The sequence below is a fragment of the Gilliamella sp. CG25 genome, from assembly GCF_046635705.1.
Classification (GTDB): Bacteria; Pseudomonadota; Gammaproteobacteria; order Enterobacterales; family Orbaceae; genus Gilliamella; species Gilliamella apicola_I.
The window spans coordinates 179,830-201,274 of record NZ_JBIDFJ010000004.1; the positions used below are offsets into that span (position 1 = coordinate 179,830).

General features: G+C 37.3%; 18 protein-coding genes and 1 tRNA gene. 7 read left to right on the plus strand and 12 right to left on the minus strand.

Features of this window, described 5'->3' with window-relative positions:
* Nucleotide 1: 1 nt before the first annotated feature.
* Together ACGH6P_RS05005 and ACGH6P_RS05010 are read right to left on the minus strand one after the other, a co-directional pair.
* Nucleotides 2–829 (minus strand): ABC transporter substrate-binding protein, encoded by an 828-nt coding sequence (locus ACGH6P_RS05005; RefSeq protein ID WP_411596869.1) that lies wholly within the window; start codon nt 827–829, stop codon nt 2–4.
* Nucleotides 830–1,087: 258 nt separating this feature from the next.
* Nucleotides 1,088–1,159 (minus strand) — tRNA-Arg (locus ACGH6P_RS05010).
* Nucleotides 1,160–1,287: 128 nt separating this feature from the next.
* Between ACGH6P_RS05010 and ACGH6P_RS05015 the strand changes: the two genes are divergently transcribed.
* Nucleotides 1,288–2,046, plus strand: a complete 759-nt coding sequence (locus ACGH6P_RS05015) for an MlaA family lipoprotein (RefSeq protein ID WP_267360146.1) — start codon at nt 1,288–1,290, stop codon at nt 2,044–2,046.
* Nucleotides 2,047–2,098: 52 nt separating this feature from the next.
* Here ACGH6P_RS05015 and ACGH6P_RS05020 read toward each other — a convergent pair whose 3' ends face one another.
* Complete coding sequence (locus ACGH6P_RS05020) at nt 2,099–2,902, minus strand: TIGR03915 family putative DNA repair protein (RefSeq protein WP_411590517.1); 804 nt, start codon at nt 2,900–2,902, stop codon at nt 2,099–2,101.
* A gap of 3 nt (nt 2,903–2,905) precedes the next feature.
* The gene (locus tag ACGH6P_RS05025; RefSeq protein WP_267360142.1) at nt 2,906–4,171 is read right to left on the minus strand and encodes a putative DNA modification/repair radical SAM protein; all 1,266 of its coding nucleotides are present in this window, start codon (nt 4,169–4,171) and stop codon (nt 2,906–2,908) included.
* 301 nt (nt 4,172–4,472) lie between these two features.
* Between ACGH6P_RS05025 and fabB the strand changes: the two genes are divergently transcribed.
* Nucleotides 4,473–5,684, plus strand: coding sequence for a beta-ketoacyl-ACP synthase I (gene fabB / locus ACGH6P_RS05030; RefSeq protein ID WP_065559433.1), 1,212 nt, complete (start codon nt 4,473–4,475; stop codon nt 5,682–5,684).
* Between the two features lie 364 nt (nt 5,685–6,048).
* Here the strand turns inward: fabB and ACGH6P_RS05035 are convergent, their stop codons facing one another.
* The 6 genes from ACGH6P_RS05035 to fdrA form a co-directional block, all read right to left on the minus strand.
* Entirely contained in the window at nt 6,049–7,341 is a 1,293-nt protein-coding gene (locus ACGH6P_RS05035; protein WP_411596870.1) for an MFS transporter, read from the minus strand.
* Between the two features lie 210 nt (nt 7,342–7,551).
* Nucleotides 7,552–8,787: a pyridoxal-phosphate-dependent aminotransferase family protein gene (locus ACGH6P_RS05040; protein WP_411596871.1), complete on the minus strand. Its 1,236-nt coding sequence runs from the start codon at nt 8,785–8,787 to the stop codon at nt 7,552–7,554.
* 65 nt (nt 8,788–8,852) lie between these two features.
* A complete protein-coding gene (gene allS, locus ACGH6P_RS05045; RefSeq protein WP_411596872.1) occupies nt 8,853–9,776 on the minus strand; it encodes an HTH-type transcriptional activator AllS in 924 nt (307 codons plus the stop codon).
* A 3-nt stretch (nt 9,777–9,779) separates the two neighbouring features.
* Complete coding sequence (locus ACGH6P_RS05050; RefSeq protein ID WP_411596873.1) at nt 9,780–10,736, minus strand: DUF2877 domain-containing protein; 957 nt, start codon at nt 10,734–10,736, stop codon at nt 9,780–9,782.
* A 3-nt stretch (nt 10,737–10,739) separates the two neighbouring features.
* On the minus strand, nt 10,740–11,996 hold the full coding sequence (locus ACGH6P_RS05055; protein WP_411596874.1) for a DUF1116 domain-containing protein: 1,257 nt from the start codon (nt 11,994–11,996) through the stop codon (nt 10,740–10,742).
* Nucleotides 11,997–12,008: 12 nt separating this feature from the next.
* Nucleotides 12,009–13,676 (minus strand): acyl-CoA synthetase FdrA, encoded by a 1,668-nt coding sequence (gene fdrA, locus ACGH6P_RS05060; RefSeq protein WP_411596875.1) that lies wholly within the window; start codon nt 13,674–13,676, stop codon nt 12,009–12,011.
* Between the two features lie 532 nt (nt 13,677–14,208).
* On the opposite strand from fdrA, the gene allC reads away from it, so the two are divergent.
* From allC to allD, 5 genes are all read left to right on the plus strand, one after another.
* On the plus strand, nt 14,209–15,435 hold the full coding sequence (gene allC / locus ACGH6P_RS05065; protein ID WP_411596876.1) for an allantoate deiminase: 1,227 nt from the start codon (nt 14,209–14,211) through the stop codon (nt 15,433–15,435).
* Between the two features lie 11 nt (nt 15,436–15,446).
* The gene (locus tag ACGH6P_RS05070) at nt 15,447–16,694 is read left to right on the plus strand and encodes an MFS transporter (protein WP_411596877.1); all 1,248 of its coding nucleotides are present in this window, start codon (nt 15,447–15,449) and stop codon (nt 16,692–16,694) included.
* Nucleotides 16,695–16,836: 142 nt separating this feature from the next.
* A complete protein-coding gene (allE, locus tag ACGH6P_RS05075) occupies nt 16,837–17,616 on the plus strand; it encodes a (S)-ureidoglycine aminohydrolase (RefSeq protein WP_411596878.1) in 780 nt (259 codons plus the stop codon).
* A gap of 75 nt (nt 17,617–17,691) precedes the next feature.
* Entirely contained in the window at nt 17,692–18,609 is a 918-nt protein-coding gene (locus tag ACGH6P_RS05080) for a carbamate kinase (protein ID WP_411596879.1), read from the plus strand.
* A gap of 23 nt (nt 18,610–18,632) precedes the next feature.
* Complete coding sequence (gene allD, locus ACGH6P_RS05085) at nt 18,633–19,682, plus strand: ureidoglycolate dehydrogenase (protein ID WP_267360130.1); 1,050 nt, start codon at nt 18,633–18,635, stop codon at nt 19,680–19,682.
* Between the two features lie 475 nt (nt 19,683–20,157).
* Here the strand turns inward: allD and ACGH6P_RS05090 are convergent, their stop codons facing one another.
* Together ACGH6P_RS05090 and ACGH6P_RS05095 are read right to left on the minus strand one after the other, a co-directional pair.
* Nucleotides 20,158–20,619: a hypothetical protein gene (locus ACGH6P_RS05090; protein ID WP_267352433.1), complete on the minus strand. Its 462-nt coding sequence runs from the start codon at nt 20,617–20,619 to the stop codon at nt 20,158–20,160.
* 115 nt (nt 20,620–20,734) lie between these two features.
* Entirely contained in the window at nt 20,735–21,277 is a 543-nt protein-coding gene (locus ACGH6P_RS05095) for a hypothetical protein (protein WP_267369608.1), read from the minus strand.
* Nucleotides 21,278–21,445: the final 168 nt, after the last annotated feature.

Genomic DNA, 21,445 nt, shown 5'->3' on the forward strand with positions numbered 1-21,445 from the left:
TTTATTGACCTTTACCGATTTTAAAATCACCACGTGGCATTGCTGACGTCGTTTCGGGTCCAAACCAGCGATTATAAATCGTCACCGCTTCACCGTCTGTTTCAAGATTTAACAGGATTTGATTCACTTTATCTTTTAAACGAGTTTCGCCTTTGGGAATGCCAACCGCTTGATATTCTTGCGTAATACTAAAGGGTGAGATTTCAAAAATAGCACGTTGCTCTTCGGGTACGTTGGCAAGTAAACCAATTAATTTAGCATCATCTTGCGTAATAGCTTGCACCACCCCATTACGTAAAGCGGCAAACGCAAACGGCGTATCATCATACGAAATTACTTTAGCGGTAGGATATTTTTCACGTAGAGTAATTTCCATTACTGTCCCTTTATCGGCTCCAATACGAAGATTTTTCAAATCATCCGGTGATGTTAATACCCCTTTTTTTGCCACAAATTTTTGTCCGGTAGCAAAATAAGGCAAACTAAAATCAACCGCTTTGGCACGCTCCTCAGTTACGGTGAAATTAGCCACAATTAAATCGGCTTTTTGTGAAGTTAATAATGGTATACGATTGGCAGGGTTAGTCGGTACAAGTTCAACCTTTACCTTTAAAGCTTTACCGATTTGATTGGCATAATCCACATCTAACCCGACAATATTATGCGATTTTTCATCAACAAATCCAAAGGGTGGATTACTATCAAATACCGCAATTTTAATTACCCCTTTTTTTTCGATATCATCAAGACGATCAGCATAAGCCGAACTTGCGATCAATAATGAACCGATTAATGCAGCTGCCGACAGTGACTTAGTAAAAAATTTCATTGTTATTATCCCCCTTTGGACTTAATAGGGTTTTAAGTTTATCAATAAAGTATTGGGGGGATAAATAACGATTATTTAGATGCTTATAACTTAAAGTTATATTTAAAATGTCTTAGTGTAGTGGTTAAGTCAATTAAGGAAAATTATGCACAAGATTCAGATAATTTTTTTGTATCTCAAAAAATTCTAAGATTGAAAATGGTATATTCTTTAGACTATGATTTATATTTATGTATGACTGGAATATATATTATCATTCGACCCCAGCAGGAATCGAACCTGCAACTAGCCCTTAGGAGGGGCTCGTTATATCCATTTAACTATGAGGTCATCGGGGGCGCCCATTTTAATAAATTTAAAAAAATAATACCATTTAAATAATGAAAAATTTTGTATTATGTGTAAACATGATACAATTAAAAAATCAATAATCTGAATTTTGTTTAGTTGAAAATCCTATGAAAAAAAGAATAATTGGCATGCTGTTCTCTGTTATGGCGCTAACAAGTTGCGCTTCATATGATCCTGAAAGCAATTCATACAGTGATCCTTTATCTGGATTCAATAAAGCAATGTTTAATGTTAACTATTATGCATTAGATCCGTATGTTTTGCGTCCAGCTGCTGTCGTTTGGAAAGATTATGTACCAACACCACTTCGTAAAGGTGTCGTGAACTTTTCTTCTAACCTTTCTGAACCTGCTTCGATGGTGAATAATCTTTTACAAGGAAATGTCCACCAAGCCGGAAAACACTTAGCACGATTCTTTTTAAACACTGTTTTTGGTGTTGCAGGATTATTTGATGTTGCCAGTTTAGCTGACCCACAATTACAAAAAGGCAATAGGCATACTTTTGGTGATGTGCTTGGTCACTACGACGTACCGTATGGTCCATATGTGGTTTTACCTTTCTATGGTTCAGCAACGCTTAGAGAGGAAGGCGGTGCCTTAGTTGATACGCTTTATCCACCTTTAGCTTGGTTAAATTGGAAATGGGCATTAGTACGAGGCGTGTTCGACGGTATTGAGGCTCGTGCGGTGGCGATTGAATACGAAGATCTGATTAAAAACAGTGACGATCCTTATAACTTTATGCGTAATGCTTATTTCCAACGAAATGATTTTATTGCTTCTGGCGGTAAAGTCGATGAAAAGAAACAGCAACAACGTGAAGAAAGCATCAATAGTTTTATTAATGATATCGATTCACAATAACTTGTTTTATCATGATTTATAGATAAAAAACCGCTGCTTCAATAGCGGTTTTTTATTTGCCTTTCATTTCAGGTAAATTGTGCCAAAACCGTTTTGGCATCTGTTGACGTTGTAATTTAGGATTTTCTCTTTCTTTGATAGATAAAGCATTAAAGTAACGATGCCATAGGGTTTGAAATAGTTGTTCATCTTTCGTTAAAAACCGTTGATTGACTTTGTTATCTACGATCAACTCCTCATGATCAACAAGTGAAATTTTTTCAAGTTTGTCGAGATCATAAAAGTAGCCATATTTACGTTTTTCATCATAAATCGCCCATTTCTGATCGGCATAACGATCTTTAAAAAAATCTAAGACTAAAGGCAATGCGTTATAGATAGGAGCAATAACCGAAAAATAGATCTTTTCATTTTGTCCGTCATTTGTGTTATCAATTGGGTTTTCAATAGTATTGAAACGAACAAATTGCATTAAATGATGCCGTTCCCGACTTACTTTTTTAGCAATGTCGTGAACGGTTAGTACATCAGGATCACCAAAATCCGTTTCAATAGGATGCTTTGATTTGAAAACTTTACAGATATAACGAAAAATAATGAAATCACTTTCTGGTAATTCAGAAAGCCAAACATACTTTAATTGATTAAGCGCAACGTGAGATAACTTTTTATTCAAAGCTACTTGAACCCGTTCATATTTACTATTACGTACTTCCACATGATGCGTATCGGATACTAACAAAGGCACAAGATCATTATGCGCCAACAAACAATCGGGCATCTTTTTTTGCTCAAACGCATCAAACACTGCGCATAGCAATCCTTCAAAACTTTTATCATATTGAAAAGCTAACATGATTTACCAACCCATCACTAATTGCTGAGGAATATTATCATTTTTGACTTCAATCAACGGTTTTTCTTGCAAAGAAAGCCGAATATACTGCTCGGATGAGTCTAATAATTTAAATTTTCGCATTTCATGGCAAATAATAAAAAATTGGGCTCTTTTTAGAACAACGCCTATTCGTTTTAAAGCTTCTAAATTTAATTTACGATGTCGCCTTGCTAAAACAATTAATTTTGCCGATTTAACACCAATACCCGGTACCCGTAAAATTTTTTGATAACTATCACGGTTTATATCTACCGGAAAGAATTGGGGATTTCGAATAGCCCACGCCAGTTTAGGATCAACAGTTAAATCAAGATCAGGATATTGATCATTGACAATTTCGTCGACACTAAAATCGTAGAATCGTAATAACCAATCAGCTTGATAAAGGCGATTTTCTCGCACTCTTGGTACTTCTTGCAATACGGGTAATCTTTTATCATAACCATTAACAGGAATAAACCCTGAATAATAAACACGCTTCATGCTTGGTCGTTTATAGAGTTTAGCCGTTAGTTGTAAAATCTGGCTGTCTGTCTCATCTGTCGCCCCAATAATGACTTGAGTGCTCTGCCCTGCTGGTACAAATTTTGGCGTAGATTTAATTTTTTTTCGATCTTCTATGTTTTCAAGTAAGTTTTGATGAATATGGCGCATTGGTTGATAAATGCTTTGATGATCTTTATCGGGCGCTAATAACTTTAGATTTTTTTCTGTCGGGATCTCTAAGTTCACACTCATTCGATCAACCAACAAACCAGCCTGAACTATAAGATCATTACTGGCACCAGGAATGGCTTTCATGTGGATATAGCCATTAAATCCATGTTCATTACGTAATATTTTTACCACTCTAATCATTTTTTCCATCGTATGATCAGGGCTTCTGACAATGCCAGAACTTAAGAAAAGTCCTTCAATATAGTTACGACGATAAAATTCAATGGTTAAATCAGCTAATTCTTTAGGCGTAAATCCAGCTCTGGGAATATCATTGCTTTGGCGATTTATACAATAAGCACAATCAAACATGCAATAGTTGGTTAACATGATTTTAAGCAAAGAGACACAACGCCCATCAGCAGTGAATGAATGACATATTCCACAACGATGCGCACTGCCAATCCCTTTATTTTTATTAGTTCGAGATGAGCCACTTGAAGCACAAGAAATATCATACTTTGCTGATTCAGCTAATATTTCAAGCTTTGATATCATCTTTTCATTCATTGCTAACCCCTTATACTGTATAAACAAACAGTATTATACTAATCACTTTTTAATTAGCAAGTAAATAAACAATCAGAAAAGTGTAATTTTAGGTACTTAACAAAGTATGAGGTTTATTGTTAATAAAACATAATAATTAATATAATTTAAAGGATAATTGATATATTTTTTACTTTCGAAATTACTCGATTTAATATTATAAATAAAATAGCTTCGTTAGGTATTGTTCAGCTTACAAGTGTACGCTATAATCACATCAATTTTTCTTATGAAGCCAGTTAATTTAGGAGCAGAATATTACATGAAACGAGTTGTTATTACCGGATTAGGTATTCTTTCGAGTATTGGGAACAATACTAAAGAGGTTTTAGAATCATTAAAAGTGGGTCGTAGTGGAATCACTTTTTCTCAAGAAATGAAAGATAGCGGAATGCGAAGCCATGTTTGCGGTAATGTTAAATTAGATACTACTGGACTTATCGATCGCAAAATCGTGCGCTTTATGAATGATGCTTCTATCTATGGTTATCTTGCTCTACAACAAGCTATTGACGATGCAAAATTGACTCCTGAACAAGTCTCAAATCCTCGAACTGGTTTAATTGCGGGCTATGGTGGTTCAACCAAAACTCAATATAACGTCGTTGCAGGTATGAAAGAAAAGGGATTACGTGGCGTGGGGCCTTATGCTGTGACAAAATCAATGTCATCAGCAATTTCAGCTTGTTTAGCAACACCATTTAAAATCAAAGGGATTAGCTATTCTATGACGTCAGCTTGTGCAACGTCTGTACATTGTATTGGTCATGCTGCTGAGCTGATTCAACTCGGTAAACAAGATATTGTTTTTGCCGGTGGTGGTGAAGAACTTTGTTGGGAAATGTCATGTGAATTTGATGCAATGGGTGCGTTATCAACTAAATACAATGATACACCTGAAAAAGCATCTCGTGCTTATGATGCCAACCGTGATGGATTTGTGATTGCCGGCGGTGCTGGTATGGTTGTAGTTGAAGAGTTAGAGCATGCACTTGCTCGTGGTGCCCATATCTATGGTGAACTGGTTGGTTATGCTGCTACATCTGACGGTTATGACATGGTAGCCCCATCTGGTGAAGGTGCAATGCGTTGTATGCAACTTGCGATCCAAGATTTAGATGTGCCTGTAGATTATATCAATACACACGGTACATCAACTCCTGTTGGTGACGTTAAAGAGCTATGGGCTATCAAGCAAGTATTTGGTGATAATATCCCGGCGATTTCATCCACTAAATCAATGACGGGTCACTCGTTAAGTGCGACAGGTGCACAAGAATTAATTTATTCATTATTAATGTTAGAACATGGCTTTATCACGCCAAGTATTAACATTGATGAACTGGATGAAGCCGCTATTGGCATGAACATTATCACTGAACCAACCGAGCGTGAATTAACGACAGTCATGTCGAATAGCTTTGGATTTGGTGGGACTAATGCTTCAATTGTCATGAAAAAATATAAAGCTTAGTCTAGTGTTTTAGTTAAATAAAACCGTTCTCTTTGGAACGGTTTTTTTATTCACGTTCAAAAATATCGCAAACATTCATTTTATAAACATCCTATTTTTCATTGGTTAACTAATTAATGCGTTACGTTAACCTGACTTATTTTTGAATCACATAGTAATCAATAAATTTCGCAGATATTTTTATCTTTTTTACAATACGATGATTTTTAAAGAAAAAAATTTTACTTTTCCGATTAGGTTAATCGTATAGATTTCTTCTTAATTATTCTGACTACTTTTATTTCACTTGTTAAATCAAACCTTATGGCAACCATATTAATGGATTGAATAGCAATAACAAAAAGCAGAGCATTGCTCCACTTTTTTAACGTGTTATTTTTTGAATGAATAGCGTTAAAATTGCCGATGCAATCAGTGATAGCACCATAAATAAAAAACCACTTTGGTATCCACCATCTGATTTTTCAATTAAAAAACCGATGATAAAGGGTGAAATAATTCCGGCAACTTGTCCGCCAAAATTAACGATACTGGAAGCTTTACCCATAATGACAGTTGGAATAAGTTGCATTAACATTCCCCAAAAAATAGCAAAGGCAATAAACATAAACAACGCTGAAATACATTGAAAAGCAATGGCTGCATCAAGATTTTCAACGTTAAACATAAGAAATAAAAAACTAGCAGATAAGATTGCGGTAACGCCATAAATAATTTTGAGTCGTTGTACAAATTTATCGGCAAGATAGCCACCGATCAAGGTACCTACTGCACCAAATAAAAATGGAATAGCTGCCCATATCCCAGTTTTGGATAACGATAATCCTCTTGCTTCCAGTAAATAACTGGGTAACCAAGTCGTAAATCCCCAAAAAGTAATATCAAATAAAAACCAAATTAACGACAGCTTCCATAATAAAGGCATTTTCAACACATCCACTAGCGACTGGCTATTATTGTGCAAATTGACGTTATGATTAGGGGGATTAAAATTGTCATTGCATTCTTGTAGTTCATGCAGTTCTTCAGGCTTGATTAAGGGATTTTCAGCAGGATGATTGTGTATCAAACGGTAGATAAGATAACCTAATACTAATCCGGGCAGGCTCAACAGAATGAAAACGGCACGCCAACCTAACCATTCGATAATCGTCACCGCAACGATGACCGAAATAGCAGGCCCTAATGTATTGACAGAAGATTGAATCGCAGTGGCTCGACCTCGTTCTTTAGTAGGAAAATAAGTGGCAATGGTTTTCCATGATGAAGCAGGAAACCCACCTTCTCCTAGACCAAACAGAAATCTGACTATTAACATTAAAGGCAGAATATAGATTAGACCTGTGAAAAAAGTAAAAACTGACCACCAAACGATGGCGAATGCCATGACTTTACGGGATCCAAATCTATCGGATAAATACCCGCCCGGTATTTGAAAAAGGGCATAACCAATAAAAAAAGCACTGATAATTGATGCTTGTTCTATTTTATCCAACCCTAAATCGTCACCAATAAAGGGAAGCGATACATTCATCACCATTCGATCGAGAAATGATACTAACCAAGCAGACCATAATAACAACAGGACACTATAACGACCTTTCCACTTTTTAGGATGATATCCCGATGTCGGCTCTTTATCTGTTAAGATACTCATAGAATTTCCTTAAGTATAATTAGGCTATTGTCCTCCATCACTCAAATCAATGAGCAACGAATCACAACGCTTTTAGACGCTAATTTGATAATCTGCTTTTATTGCAACCAATAACAACTAACTTACTTTTCGATATAAATGGTGTATCTAATACTTTTAATAGTTATAAGATCAGCTCACCTTAGTGAGCTCTATAACGATGACGATATATTACGAATTTTGATAAATGTTCCAGGCAGCTTGAAGTCCAGCACCTTGTATGGTTTTAAAGCCAAGACGGTTTAACACTGCTTCAAATGCGGTCAAGGTTTGTAAAACACACTGTTTTCTGGCGTTATATCCCATTGTACCAATGCGCCAAACATTCCCTTTAAGTGGGCCAAAAGATGCCCCTATTTCGATACCGAAATCATTCAGCATTAGGTTACGAACTTGTTGGTCGTCGATATTTTCAGGACGCATAACCCCAACCACATTATTCATTTTGTATTTAAGATCGCCAAAAAGTTTAAGCCCCATCGCTTGCAATCCTGCGACCATTGCCTCGCCATTAATACGATGACGTTCAATAACATTATCTAGTCCTTCTTGTAACACAATTCGGGCACACTCTCTTGCGGCGTAAAGCATCGAAGTAGCTTCTGTATGATGATTAATGCGTTCCGCCCCCCAATAGCGGATGATCATATCGATGTCAAAATAGTTAGAATAGATGATTTCGTCATTGCCACTGGTATCACCCTCTGCACGAATGCCTAATTCAACGCATTTGCGAGCTTGAATAACGTCGACCATCGCAGGACTTAAGGTTAATGGTGCAACACCCGGTGGGCCACTTAAACATTTTTGTAAACTGACTGATACCCCATCGAGTTGCCATTTATCCACTTCCAAAGTATTACCGACGATTGAAGCAGTCGCATCAACATACGACAACACACCATGTCGGCGACAAATTTCACCGATTTTATCAAGCGGTTGAAGTAACGTTGTCGAAGTATCGCCCTGAACACAAAGTAATAATCTCGGTTTCACTTTTTTGATCGCATCTTCAATCACATTAGGATCAAACACTTCACCCCATGGTACTTCAATCGTGTGGACATGTGCCCGACAACGATGGGCAATCTCGCATAGCAATAATCCAAACCGACCAAAAACCGGTACCAAAACTTTATCACCCGGACGAATCGTTGAGATTAAGACCGCTTCAATTCCTGCTCGTGCTGTGCCATCAATCACAAAAGTTTGCTCATTGGTGGTTTTGAAAATATCTCGATACAGTGCCATTGTTTGATTCATATAATCCGTCATAACTGGATCAAATTGACCAATTAATGGCGCAGCCATAGCTCGGGTCACTCTTGGATCGGCATTAATTGGCCCCGGTCCCATGAGTAAACGCATTGGCGGATTAATTTGATCATACTTATCTAGGTCTAACATATTATTTTTCCTTTATTAATATCAAATTTGTTAATTAACAATGTCTACTTTAAGAACGAATTGGATTACCTTTTTTTATCAATATTTTTTAAAAAACGTAGCGCAATAGGATGATGATATTTAAACAAATTGACGATTTCATTCATCACTTTACCCATATTCGATTTTTTCCATGCTAACGAAAGTGGTGAGGGTTTGCGTTCATTAATCACTTTGCATTCAATTAATTCCCCCGTCTCCAAATAGGGTTGACACAAAGAGCGAGGCAAAAATCCAATACCAAGCCCTTTTAAATGACAGGCCAATTTAGTTGAAATATCCGGTACGATGATTTCGGTCTGACTTGGCAATAACCATGCCACACGTTTATTCATGTGAATAGAGGTGTCTTCAACATTGATTGCAGGATATTTACGCAGTGCATCATTTGATAAAGGGCTATCTATACGAGTGATAGGATGATGCTTAGCTGCTACAAATGCCCAAGTTATTTCGCCTAATGGGAAGATATTAATCATATTATCCAGTGATTCCGTGCCTGTTGCCCCAATAGCAAGATGACATTCTCCATGTAACAATGAATCCCACACCCCCATATAAACTTGGCGATTAATCGTAAAATGGGTAAAAGGAAATTTTTCCAGTAGATAATCTAGCAGTTCTGTAATAGCGTCGCTGTCATATAATAGGTTATTAATAGTTAAATTGACTCTACGTTCAACGCCATCACGAATTTGTTGTAACTCTTCGGGCATTGAATTTAACCATAATAACCACTGACTACAGTGCTCATAAAGGTGTTGACCGGCAAGCGTAAGTGAAACGGTTCGAGTGGTTCGTTCAAATAGCTGAGTGTTGAGTTCAGCTTCTAATGATTTTATTCGATAGCTAATTGCGGCTGGGGTTTTATATAATAACTTTGCGGCTTTAGAAAAACTGTTACACTCAACAACTTTAGTAAATGTGCGCATGGTTTCTGTATCTAACATACTTCAATCCCTTATGACAAAACGATCGATACCAAGCCAAATACCAAGCAACAGATCAGCCCCTGAAGTATGACCATAATTTGATATCTCAGCCAAAGATCGATGTTGATATTTTTGTTGATTGAGTGCGGTTATAACTTGCAGTACTTGTAATGAAAATCTTCCTTGCAGGGCATGACGTAAAAAAGTCGCACTAATAGTTGTCGTTAAAGAATCCAGATCAAGCTTAAGTATGGCACGTTGTAACAAGTTACATCGACGATAAAAACGCTGATCACTTAATAGTACTGCAATCATGCCAATCAAAATATCATCAAAGCTGGGGGTTAATCCTGCTCCTAGACCAATAAAAGGGGTAATATCATCAGAATATCCATTTAATAATGCGTCAATTTTGTCACAAAACTGGCACAATTCAGGCGCCCTTTCTTCAGTAATATTTTGTCTTAACTCGCCAAACAATCCTGTAGGATTATCGATCTGCTTGAATAATTGAGCAACTCCATTTTTATCATAATTGGTAAGCGGATAAGGAAGTAATTGCAAAGAGCAGATGTGTGTTTTCGCACTAATTTGAATATGTCCGATAATTAAGTCACCCGTTGCTAATTGTTCGATTGGTTTATGACGTTGAGTTAGTGTCTGTTTGATTAAATCAAATTGAGCACTTTTTAGTACCCAACCCATTGGCGACAAACCGTGACCATAACGGTGTAAAGTGATAAGTTGCTTTGCATTATTAATCAGATTAATGGTATGTTCATGCAGACTAAATAGTATTAAATCACTCACAGTAATTGGTACATGGGCACTTTTAAGCAAAGGCTTTATAGATTGCGTAATTTTTTGTGATATATGACAAAGTCCCTGCCGATTAAAATCGGCAGAGAATGGTGAGAGCCATTGCTGATTTTCAGCTTGTTTATCGGTACGATGACAATCTGCAAGTTCCTGATTCATAAATTACACTTTCAATTTTATCGCTAATGCCTCAAGCGCTTTTTCAAAACAGGCTAACGGCGCACGCACCGTTCCTGCACCAATTTGACCCACACCTGCTTGTTTATGGGCAATTCCTGTATTAATTAAGGGCGTAATACCGGTTTCTACAATCAGACGAAGATCTAATCCCATACAACATCCTTGAAAGTTCCAAGACGGTATTTGTAGTTGCATATTATGTTCTAAAAAGATTTCGCTCATCTCTTCTGATACTTCATATGCAACATCCGCGCCACCTGCGCCAACAAAACGGGTTACCCCTGGTGCAGCAACCATTGCCGCCCCACCAATACCAAATGTTTCCGTAATTGCACTATCACCAATATCGGGGTTCGCATCCTTTTGGGAGTATCCGGTAAAGAAAAGTCCTTGTGGTGTGTTAACGGGTGCAGTAAACCATTCATCACCCAGTCCACTGACTTTAATGCCAAAATCTTTACCATTACGTGTCATCGCAGTAATAATGGTGCCGGCTTGGATCTGTGCTGCGCTATCCATAACTGATTTACAATATGCCATGGCTAAATTCAAAAAGAATTGGTCGGTGACACTTAAAAAATCAAAAATCTTCGCCATTTCTTCTTTACTACGATTAAGCAGAGCTAATTTAGGTGATAAGGTACGAAATAATAATGCCGATGCAGCAATATTGCGTTGATGAAACTCATCCCCCATTGAAATGGCTTGAGCCATCAGTGCGGTTAAGTCGATTCCTTTTTCAAATAATTTTAATGTTTCATTAAGCGCCGGTGCTAATGACGTTTTCATCCAGTGATGACGATTTAACACCTCTTGCCCATAGGCACCAAAACGCATGACTTTTCCAATACCTTCATTCAAATTGCAGTAAGCTCGGTTGCCATGAGTAATATTTTCAACCACAACAACAGGCATATTTGCCGAAGTAATCCCACCCATAGGGCCAACAGCATGAACCGAATGACAAGGTATAAATTCCACTTTACCTGTCGTTAGCAAAGCTAGTGCCTGTTCTTCATTTTGCGCCCAGCCTTCAAATAAACAGGCACCAATGCAGGCACCTTGCATTGGTCCGGTCATGTCCTGCCATTTAATCGGTGGGCCTGCATGTAATAATTTGTAACCTTGTGCCAAAGTCGGGATCGCTTCTTTAGCAGCAATAACACCAACCCAATGCGGTCTTGCCGCTTTAATTATTTCAATAATGGCCTGATTTGCTTCATTAATTGATGAGTTCATTGTTACAACCTCTTAGTTTAATTTTTTCAAAATAGCCGCTAATTTTTGATTGCCACCAGCTATCGGTGCCCATTGATAATGCACCACAGGAATATTTGATGATTGCAGATCTTCAGCAAAACTCCGCAAACCGGCATTAATCACACTGATATGCTCAAGTAAAGGGTAAGGTTTTAAGCAATCAATTTTATTTGCTGGCGTAATTAATTTTGTGGCTAATAAAATGGCTTCGGGTAAATTATCCATTACGGTAATACCTGCTGATTGAAGTGCTGCAATTTGCTTGCTACGACATTGTGGATCGGATTCAGATCCTGTCACCGTGGCAATAGCAATTAAGGGATGATGAGAAGATCGTTTAGCGATAGCCTTGTTGTAACCTGAGATTATTGATTCAGCCGGATTCGCATTTGCGCCATAACCTATGACCAGATCAAGCAACAATACCCCCACCCCTGTTTGCTCGCCCAATTGTGCTATTGCATGTTCACGTATGGATGGGTCAATCATGGGATGTGGGCGTCCAACGGTATAAAAGTCATCGCCCAGATCGATAATTTTATGACCTTGCTGATCGAACATGATGCCTTTGTCGTGGTTATCACTGAGCAAAAGATTGAGTTGATTAGCCAGCAACATTGCGGCTTCCGATGCTAATGTACCACCGGTATATAATCCCATAATGGTTTGATGAGCCACACTGGGCAACGTACTCATCGCACTTTCAACTTTGGCTAATAAACAAGCTAATCTAGCTGCTTCATCTAACGTGCTGGCAAAAAAGATATTATCGTCTTGCCGATTATCAATACGGGAACCTAAAAAGAGCGCCACAATAGGTTTAGCTATTTGCTTCATTGCATTAATCACTTTTATACGGACACTTTCTGCTGGCGGTTTAGAAATAAAAGTAATGACTTGCGTTTGCTTGTCAGCTGCTAGCATAGTTAATGCGGTTAATGCGCTAATCCCCCCTACTGCTTGCGATAAATCACGTCCGCCAAGTCCAATTGCTTGTGTAATTCCCTGATTGAGTAATGCAATTTGTGAAATCACTTCTTGAATGCCGGTTCCCGATGCCCCAATCACCCCAATATTACCCTTAGGTATCACGTTAGAAAATGCCAATGGCGCCCCAGCGATGATTGCCGTTCCACAATCCGGCCCCATGACAATAAGATCTTTTGCTGCTGCGCTTTTTTTCAAACGGATTTCATCTTCAAGCGACACATTATCGGAAAATATCATGACATTTTTATTTTCATCTAACGCTTGTTCTGCCAATTCTGCTGCATATTCACCGGCAATTGAAATAAGCACCAAATTAGCATCAGGCAGTTTTCGATTAGCGGTTGCCAAACGTCTTGCTTTTAGTAATTTACTGCCCCCTTGCTGTTGCTGAGCAATATTTTTTAAAGCTTCTTCAAGTTGTGAACGAATTAAATCTATGGCATCGCTAGCATCATCATGCGTTTTAATTGCTACACAGATATCATTAGGCGTTGCTTGATTGAAAGTATCACTCCAAAATCCCGTGGCTACAAGCAATGATTTATTGGCTGGTGTTCCCATCATAACGGAAACTTCATCGACTTCTTCAAGGTTACTCAGCTTTTTAGATATCAACATGAGGCTAACAGAATCCTGAAAACTACCTTTTTTTATGAAAGATTGAATCATGAGAATTGGACCTCTCAGTTATTAAATTATTGTAATAAATGCTGTAATGGTAATTGGAAATAAATAGATATGCGCTTGCTAGATGTTAAAAGACATTTTCATTGACGCGATAAATTATCCTACTCAGTCATACCCTACTATCCGCTTTGAATCTGTTTTACAACAACAATATTGCGTTAACCTATTAAATCTAACTATCAGACTATATTTATATATTACGTAAAAAAAGCGGAATAAATAGGTCATAAGTCACAAAACAATCATCTATATCATTAAATAAATATGAATATAATCATGAAGATAAATTATTATTAAAAAATTTTTTATAATAATAACCCATTAATTTAATTAAATTTTATAAATCTAAAATAGTTAGTTTGATCACATTATTCTCTGCTATTAATAGATAGTCTAAACGGCAAATAAACAATTATCGAATTTGTTCCAGAACTAAAAACCTAATTAAAAACGAATAGTTAAAAAGAGTTAAAGCAATTTTTCTAAAAGAATGGTTAATGACAGGTAAATGCTTATGAATATCTTGTATGATGATGTGGCTAATGCAGTTAAATGGATATCAAGTTTTGGCGGGCTTGAACAAGGCGGTACCACCCGACTGCTATATACACCAGAATGGCTGGCCGCCCAAAATGCCTTAAAAGACAGAATGACCCAAATCGGTATGGAAAGCGACTTTGATGAAATAGGCAATCTTTATGGACGATTCAAAGGTAGCAAATATCCGGATGAAGTCATTATGTCTGGGTCGCATGTTGATACCGTTGTTAACGGTGGCAAACTTGACGGGCAACTTGGTATTATTGCTGCGTTACTTGCCATGCAATACTTACATCAACATTATGGTCAACCATTACGAACACTAGAACTCATCTCAATGGCAGAAGAAGAAGGTAGCCGTTTTCCGTATGTTTTTTGGGGAAGTAAAAATGTGTTTGCCATTGCCGATCATCATGATGTTAATGAGATTGAAGATAGTGACGGAATCAAATTTGTTGATGCCATGAAAGCATGTGGATTTAATTTCAAAACTCAGCCTGCACGCAACGACATTAAAGCTTTTCTAGAAATTCATATCGAACAAGGTGGCGTGCTTGAAAAAGAACAAAAAAGTATTGGTGTGGTGACAAGCATAGTTGGTCAGCGCCGTTATAACATCCGCTTAATTGGCGAAGCTAACCATGCCGGCACAACACCAATGGGTTATCGTAAAGACGCAGTTTATGCCTTTAGTCAAATCTGTTATCAATCAATTAATAAAGCCTTAAAAGTGGGTGATCCCTTAGTCCTGACTTTTGGGCACGTTGAACCTAAACCGAATGTTGTAAACGTCGTGCCGGGTGAAGTGCTATTCACGATGGATTGTCGACATACCAATAAAGCAGAACTCGTCGCCTTCACCGAAGAGATTGAAGCAGATATGATTCGCATCGCCCATCAACTTGATCTTGAGATCGAAATCAATCGCTGGATGGATGAAGATCCCATTCCTATGGACACTAAATTAATTCATCTGCTAGAAGAAATCTGTGTTCAAGAAGGATTAAGTTATCGGGTAATGCATAGCGGTGCAGGCCATGACTCACAGATTTTCGCGCCTCGTGTTCCAACAGCAATGCTATTTGTGCCGAGTATAAAAGGCATTAGTCACAATATTGCCGAAGATACCAAAACCGAAGATTTAGTTGAAGGCATTAAAGCGCTCACTTATGCCCTATATAAACTAGCTTATCAAGAGTAAGAGGAATCAATATGACCACGACAGAAAAAACAGGCGGTATTCAATATTGGCATAAAATCGTCGTATTATTATGTCTGGGTTGGACAGTGATGTGGATCTATCGCCCTGTGCTAACCGCTATCTTTCCTGAAGTTCAACAAACTATAGGCCCTCAATCCAATACGGAACTTGGACTTATTGCAAGTTGCTATTTTTTTGCTTACACCGCAATGCAAATTCCGGCAGGCATTCTTGTCGATCGATTCGGTAAAAAAGCCGTGGTGATTCCGGGATTTTTACTCTTTACCATAGCGGCATTAATCATTGGTAATGCACATTCAATTATGATGATTTATGTCGGTAGCTTATTGGCTGGATTAGGATGTGGCTCTTATTATGGATCAGCTTGGTCGCTTTCTGCTGAAAACATTCCTTCGCAACATCGCGGTTTTGCTTCTGCCATTATTAATACTGGTTCAGCATTAGGAATGGGGATCAGTCTGCTTGCCACCAGCTTTTTGGTCAAATCATGGGGAATGCCTTGGGAGTATATGCTATATATCATTGCAGCCTTATTACTTTGTTTAGTGGCAGGGTTTGCCCTGATTATTAAGGAAACGCCAAAACAAAAACAAAATCAAAGTCAATCATCGTCAGCAAAAGAAGCGGTCACATCCGCTGACGAACCGAACGCCAAACACCGATTTTTTAGTAGTCAAATGGTGGCTTCTTATATTATGTATTTTGCAACCTGCTATGGGTATTACATGATAGTTAGTTGGTTACCTAACTTTCTCGAAACCGAGCGTGGCTTTACGGGTGGAAACATTGGATCTGCATCGTCTTTGGTTGCCTTTGCTGCCATACCCGGGGCGTTAATCATCAGTAAAATATCAGATAAATACCAAAATAAACGGCTGCTTTTCATTATTGTACTTGAGTTAATTGCAGCAGCGACCCTGTTAACGACCGTACAAGCAACAACCATCACGTTATTGCTAGGTGGGCTCATTTTTTATGGACTGTTTGGTAAATTGGCGGTAGAGCCTATCCTCATCTCACACGTGGCTGATACAGCACCAAAAACAAATTATGGCACTTCGTTTGGGGTATTTAACTTTTTTGGTATGAGCTCATCGGTAATTGCACCGCCATTAACCGGTTATTTAGCTGATCTGACCGGAACAAAAATGACAGGATTTTACGTGGCAATTGGCATTTTAATTATCGCTACCTTGCTCTTTTTCCTGATCAACATGCGTAAACATATCACCAATTAACAAATCAATCATTGCCGATCCAATACGGTAGTCGGCAATAACAATATTGCTTTAAAACGATGCTGTTTTACAGGCTAGTTGCCTTTTACCCTAAAAAAACGAACAGCAAAGTATAAGATTATTATTTTTCAAGGAGATAAATATGGGGTACTTCAATCACAATACCGGTTATCCAAAAGATTTGCTGGCTTCCAGAGCCATCATCAAACGCCAAAATTATGCGCTTATTCCGCCTGATGGATTAGTCAAAAATGTCATTCCAGGATTCGAAAATTGTGATATCACTATCTTATCGACACCTAAGTTAGGTGCATCCTTCGTAGATTATCTTGTCACCATGCATCAAGACGCAAAAAATGTACAAGGTTTTGGCAGTGAAGGGATTGAACTTTTTGTTTATGTCCTTAGTGGAGATATTACCGCCACCGCAGATAGTCAATCGTTTAGATTAAAGACTGGTGGCTATTTATATTGTCCTGCTGGGGTAAAATTATATCTACACAATCATGCCGAAAGTTCACGATTATTTCTCTACAAAAGGCGTTATATCCCCTTAGCAAATTATCAAACTCGCATTATTTCCAATCACGTTCAGCAGTTAGAAAGCTTAAATTATGAAAATATGGATAACGTATTTATCCAAGACTTATTACCTAAAGAACTTGGATTTGATATGAATTTCCATATTTTAACCTTCAATCCCGGCGCCAGTCATGGTTACATTGAAACCCATGTCCAAGAACATGGTGCTTATCTGCTAAGTGGTGAAGGGATGTACCTACTTGATAATGAATGGATCCCCGTTAAAAAAGATGACTATATTTTTATGGGTGCCTATGCCTTACAAGCCTGTTATGCCGTTGGTAAAGTGCCTTTAAGTTATATCTATTCTAAAGATTGTCATCGAGACGTTGCTATCTAATCAATCAATAATAAGACAACGTAAACTTAAAAACGGATAAATCCAATAACTTTAACAAATGATCAAGGAAACCATATGGAACTGATTGTCATTGCTTTAGGTGGTAATGCAATTGCCAAACGAAATGAACCTTTATCGGTTGAGAATCAATATCAAAATATTCATTCTACAACCAAATTAATTGCTAAATTAGCAGGTAAATATCGATTAGTCATTGTACATGGTAATGGTCCGCAAGTGGGACTTTTAGCCTTGCAAAATGCAGCTTATTCAAAGGTACCGGCTTATCCGCTTGATATATTAGTTGCGCAAACTCAAGGCATGCTAGGATATATGATAGGTCAAAGTTTACAGCAACAACCTAATGTTATCCAGGTGGTCACGTTACTTACGCAAGTGGAAGTTGATAAATGTGATCCTTCGTTTACTCACCCGACAAAATTTATCGGGCCTGTCTATCCACCCGAACAACAAAATCAACTCAAACAACAATATGGTTGGATATTTAAACAAGATGGTCAATACATTCGACGGGTAGTCCCCTCCCCTAAACCCAAAAAAATTTTGGAAATTGCAACCATTCAAAAATTGCTGAATGACAATACTATCGTGATCTGTAATGGAGGTGGTGGTATTCCTGTTATCAGCATTGACCATGGCTACCAAGGAGTGGAAGCGGTCATTGATAAAGATCTGTCTGCGGCGCAATTAGCCATACAGCTACAAGCTGATCACCTAATGATATTAACCGATGCTGATGCCGTTTATGAAAACTGGGGGACACCACAACAAAAAGCACTTGATCATGTTGATACTGAACGCCTAAAACCGCTTGCTATCGATGATGGTTCCATTGGACCTAAAGTCAAATCCGTCATTGAATTTGTCGAAAAAACAGGGAATACAGCTTATATCGGTACCCTAACAGATATTGAATCCTTATTAAAAGGTCAAAAAGGTACCGTAATAAAAAACCATTCCATGGATAAATAGAATCCATTCAGAGGAGTACAAACATGAGAGTAGACCGAAAAACATTACATAATTTAATTGCGAAAAAACTACATAAAGCAGGATTAAGCAAAGAACATGCTGATATTGCTGCTGATGCACTAGCCTTTGCTGATGCAAGGGGAATACACTCACATGGAGCGGTAAGAGTTGAATACTATTCTGAGCGGATAGCCAAAGGTGGCATGACCACAAACCCCAATATGACCTATAAAGAAACCGGGCCAGCTAGTGCGATTCTCGATTTTGATAATGGATGTGGTTTGGTTGGCGCAAAAATTGGTATGGATAAAGCGATTGAACTAGCCAAAAAAAATGGCGTTGCCGTTGTCGGTATTCGACGCATGTCACACAGTGGTTCATTATGTTATTTTACCGAAATGGCAGCCGCTCATAATCTTGTTGCTATCTCAATGTGTCAATCTGATCCGATGGCGGTACCTTTTGGCGGTGCCGAAGAATTTTTTGGCACTAATCCTATCGCCTTTGCCGCCCCTTCTGCTGATGAAAGAGTCGTATCATTTGATATGGCAACGACTGTACAAGCTTGGGGTAAAGTATTGTATGCTCGCTCTAAAGGTGCAGCAATCCCCCCTACTTGGGCTGTTGATGAGCAAGGTGAAGCCACTACCGATCCTTATAAAGTCAATGCCTTATTACCTATTGCAGATGCAAAAGGATATGGATTAATGATGATGGTTGATGTGTTATCTGGAATTTTGCTTGGTGTACCATTTGGTAAAAACGTGTCTTCGATGTATGCCGATTTATCCAAAGGACGTGATCTAGGGCATTTACATATTGTCATTAACCCAGAATACTTTGTTGGGCTTGAAGTATTCAAAAAAAGCATGTCTGCGATGTTAGATCAATTGAAACAGGTAAAACCTGCAAAAGGCAATAGTGAAGTATTCTTCCCTGGTGAAAGAGGAAAAAAACGGGAAGCAGATTATATTAAAAATGGGATCGAAATTGTGGATGATATTTATCAATATTTGATTAGCGATGATGTTCACTATGATCGTTACGATCACAAAAATAAATTTGCAGAATAAAAAGGGTTAATAATTAAGAGTGATTACAAGCTAAAAATAACCTTTTATTGTTGCATCAAATATAGTTAATTATAGAATTTATTGATTTTGTTGATGATGTATCCCTGTGTATACAGGGAACTCGTCTTTAGCAAAGCGTTAATATTTTTTCTTGTTCTAAGCCTTATTTTATTGATTCTTGTTCGCTTGCGTCCATCTTACTAACATATGCATCACGTTTTGCTTCATCGCCGTCTTTTATATAACCCAAATAGTTTTCCGCATCATCGGTCATTTCACTGTTTAATGCTTCCCATTCCGGTCGCTTTCCTTCTGCATTCAGCTCTTCATACCATTCACTTTGATAATGAACTAATAGCCGTCCCAGTGCCGTTGTTAAGGTGGTTTTTTTGCTATATTCCCTTAAAATATTTTCAAAATGAGGAATATCATCTATAGATTTATTCCTTTTAATAAAAATATAAATGTTATTTTTTTATTCAACATAAGGCTCGTGGTGAACATATTTTAAACACTCGCCTTTAGAACAACCAAAAATTAATTGTTCTGTATTTTTTCCATAAATGAAAGCTAAGCCACCTAAATCAATATCATATTGCTTATTAACTCCATTAATCAATAAGTTACCTTTGATTTTGCAAGAGTAAACATCAAAAGAATTTATTTGAGCAGAATTAATTGATTTTTCTGCTGTAGAAAAAAAATGCACAATATCTTTTTTATTTAATTGCCACTTATCACATAGATCCTTAATGTAGCCATTATCATTTATCTCTAATGTCTTTTTTATCGTCAATACTTTAATATCATCACGGTTAATAGCATTTGTAACAATTGGGGGCAACATTCCAATGATCAGCAGGAAGATAAAGATTTTTACCTTCTCCACTTGTCTTATAAGCGATACATTGATGTTAATACAAGTCTTTATCTTCAAGATTGAACTCCTTTTGTAATTCAGATAAATATTTTTCTCTTAAGCTTTTTGAATAGTTAATTAAATGACGGCGTAGTCTAATCTTTCCTACAAAATAAGTTTTTATTATCTTTATTCATAATTTATCTAAATGCGCGCAACCCTCAAATATTTCACCTTTAAAGTCGATAAAAATTTCATATATTGAAGTAAGCTCATCAAGATTTGCTTCGCAAAAAGTTCCATTAGGAAGACTACGAATTAAACCATATATACCCTTATCAGAATGGAAAATTGTCACAAAATTATTTGTTAAAGCAGAAGATTTTATATCTATAGAAATTTTAATGTTTTCTTCTTTATTAAGCATAAATTGCAATTTATTCTTACTTATTATGGCATTCCAAAAAGGTTCATAACCACTCGCATGAAACCCTATAGAGTTTTTGTTGACTTTATCCCAAAAAATATGTGGTGTTAATAAATCTATTTGTTGCATTTGCTGTAATTCTGACAGGCTTATCCAATCTATCTTTTTATTTTTAAGATTTAAAAAATTTCGCTTACCATTTTCTGTACTTCCTAAAAATAAATATTCTTGATTAGACGAATCTTTATATATTTCCTGTGCTGATACTAAGTTAGGTAATACCAATAATAATAAAATTAATTGTTTCATACTGTATCCTTATTTACCGTGAGGATTTCCTTTTAAAATTGGGGGCCATGAATATTTATCGTCAGCAAATGGAATTTTTGATTTGTTATATCCCCCAATATCTATTATGTTCAAAATGGGGAATATTACCTATTATGAATTTTGTACATACTTATTAGGTTTTAACTA

Bases quoted from the DNA above. Each gene is read 5' to 3' on its own strand.
- ACGH6P_RS05050 (WP_411596873.1), bottom strand. From the start codon at position 10,736: ATGAATCAGGAACTTGCAGATTGTCATCGTACCGATAAACAAGCTGAA.
- ACGH6P_RS05020 (WP_411590517.1), bottom strand. From the start codon at position 2,902: ATGTTAGCTTTTCAATATGATAAAAGTTTTGAAGGATTGCTATGCGCA.
- allD (WP_267360130.1), top strand. From the start codon at position 18,633: ATGAGAGTAGACCGAAAAACATTACATAATTTAATTGCGAAAAAACTA.
- ACGH6P_RS05035 (WP_411596870.1), bottom strand. From the start codon at position 7,341: ATGAGTATCTTAACAGATAAAGAGCCGACATCGGGATATCATCCTAAA.
- ACGH6P_RS05055 (WP_411596874.1), bottom strand. From the start codon at position 11,996: ATGAACTCATCAATTAATGAAGCAAATCAGGCCATTATTGAAATAATT.
- allE (WP_411596878.1), top strand. From the start codon at position 16,837: ATGGGGTACTTCAATCACAATACCGGTTATCCAAAAGATTTGCTGGCT.
- ACGH6P_RS05005 (WP_411596869.1), bottom strand. From the start codon at position 829: ATGAAATTTTTTACTAAGTCACTGTCGGCAGCTGCATTAATCGGTTCA.
- fdrA (WP_411596875.1), bottom strand. From the start codon at position 13,676: ATGATTCAATCTTTCATAAAAAAAGGTAGTTTTCAGGATTCTGTTAGC.
- ACGH6P_RS05080 (WP_411596879.1), top strand. From the start codon at position 17,692: ATGGAACTGATTGTCATTGCTTTAGGTGGTAATGCAATTGCCAAACGA.
- allS (WP_411596872.1), bottom strand. From the start codon at position 9,776: ATGTTAGATACAGAAACCATGCGCACATTTACTAAAGTTGTTGAGTGT.
- ACGH6P_RS05015 (WP_267360146.1), top strand. From the start codon at position 1,288: ATGAAAAAAAGAATAATTGGCATGCTGTTCTCTGTTATGGCGCTAACA.
- allC (WP_411596876.1), top strand. From the start codon at position 14,209: ATGAATATCTTGTATGATGATGTGGCTAATGCAGTTAAATGGATATCA.
- ACGH6P_RS05095 (WP_267369608.1), bottom strand. From the start codon at position 21,277: ATGAAACAATTAATTTTATTATTATTGGTATTACCTAACTTAGTATCA.
- ACGH6P_RS05025 (WP_267360142.1), bottom strand. From the start codon at position 4,171: ATGAATGAAAAGATGATATCAAAGCTTGAAATATTAGCTGAATCAGCA.
- ACGH6P_RS05040 (WP_411596871.1), bottom strand. From the start codon at position 8,787: ATGTTAGACCTAGATAAGTATGATCAAATTAATCCGCCAATGCGTTTA.
- ACGH6P_RS05070 (WP_411596877.1), top strand. From the start codon at position 15,447: ATGACCACGACAGAAAAAACAGGCGGTATTCAATATTGGCATAAAATC.
- fabB (WP_065559433.1), top strand. From the start codon at position 4,473: ATGAAACGAGTTGTTATTACCGGATTAGGTATTCTTTCGAGTATTGGG.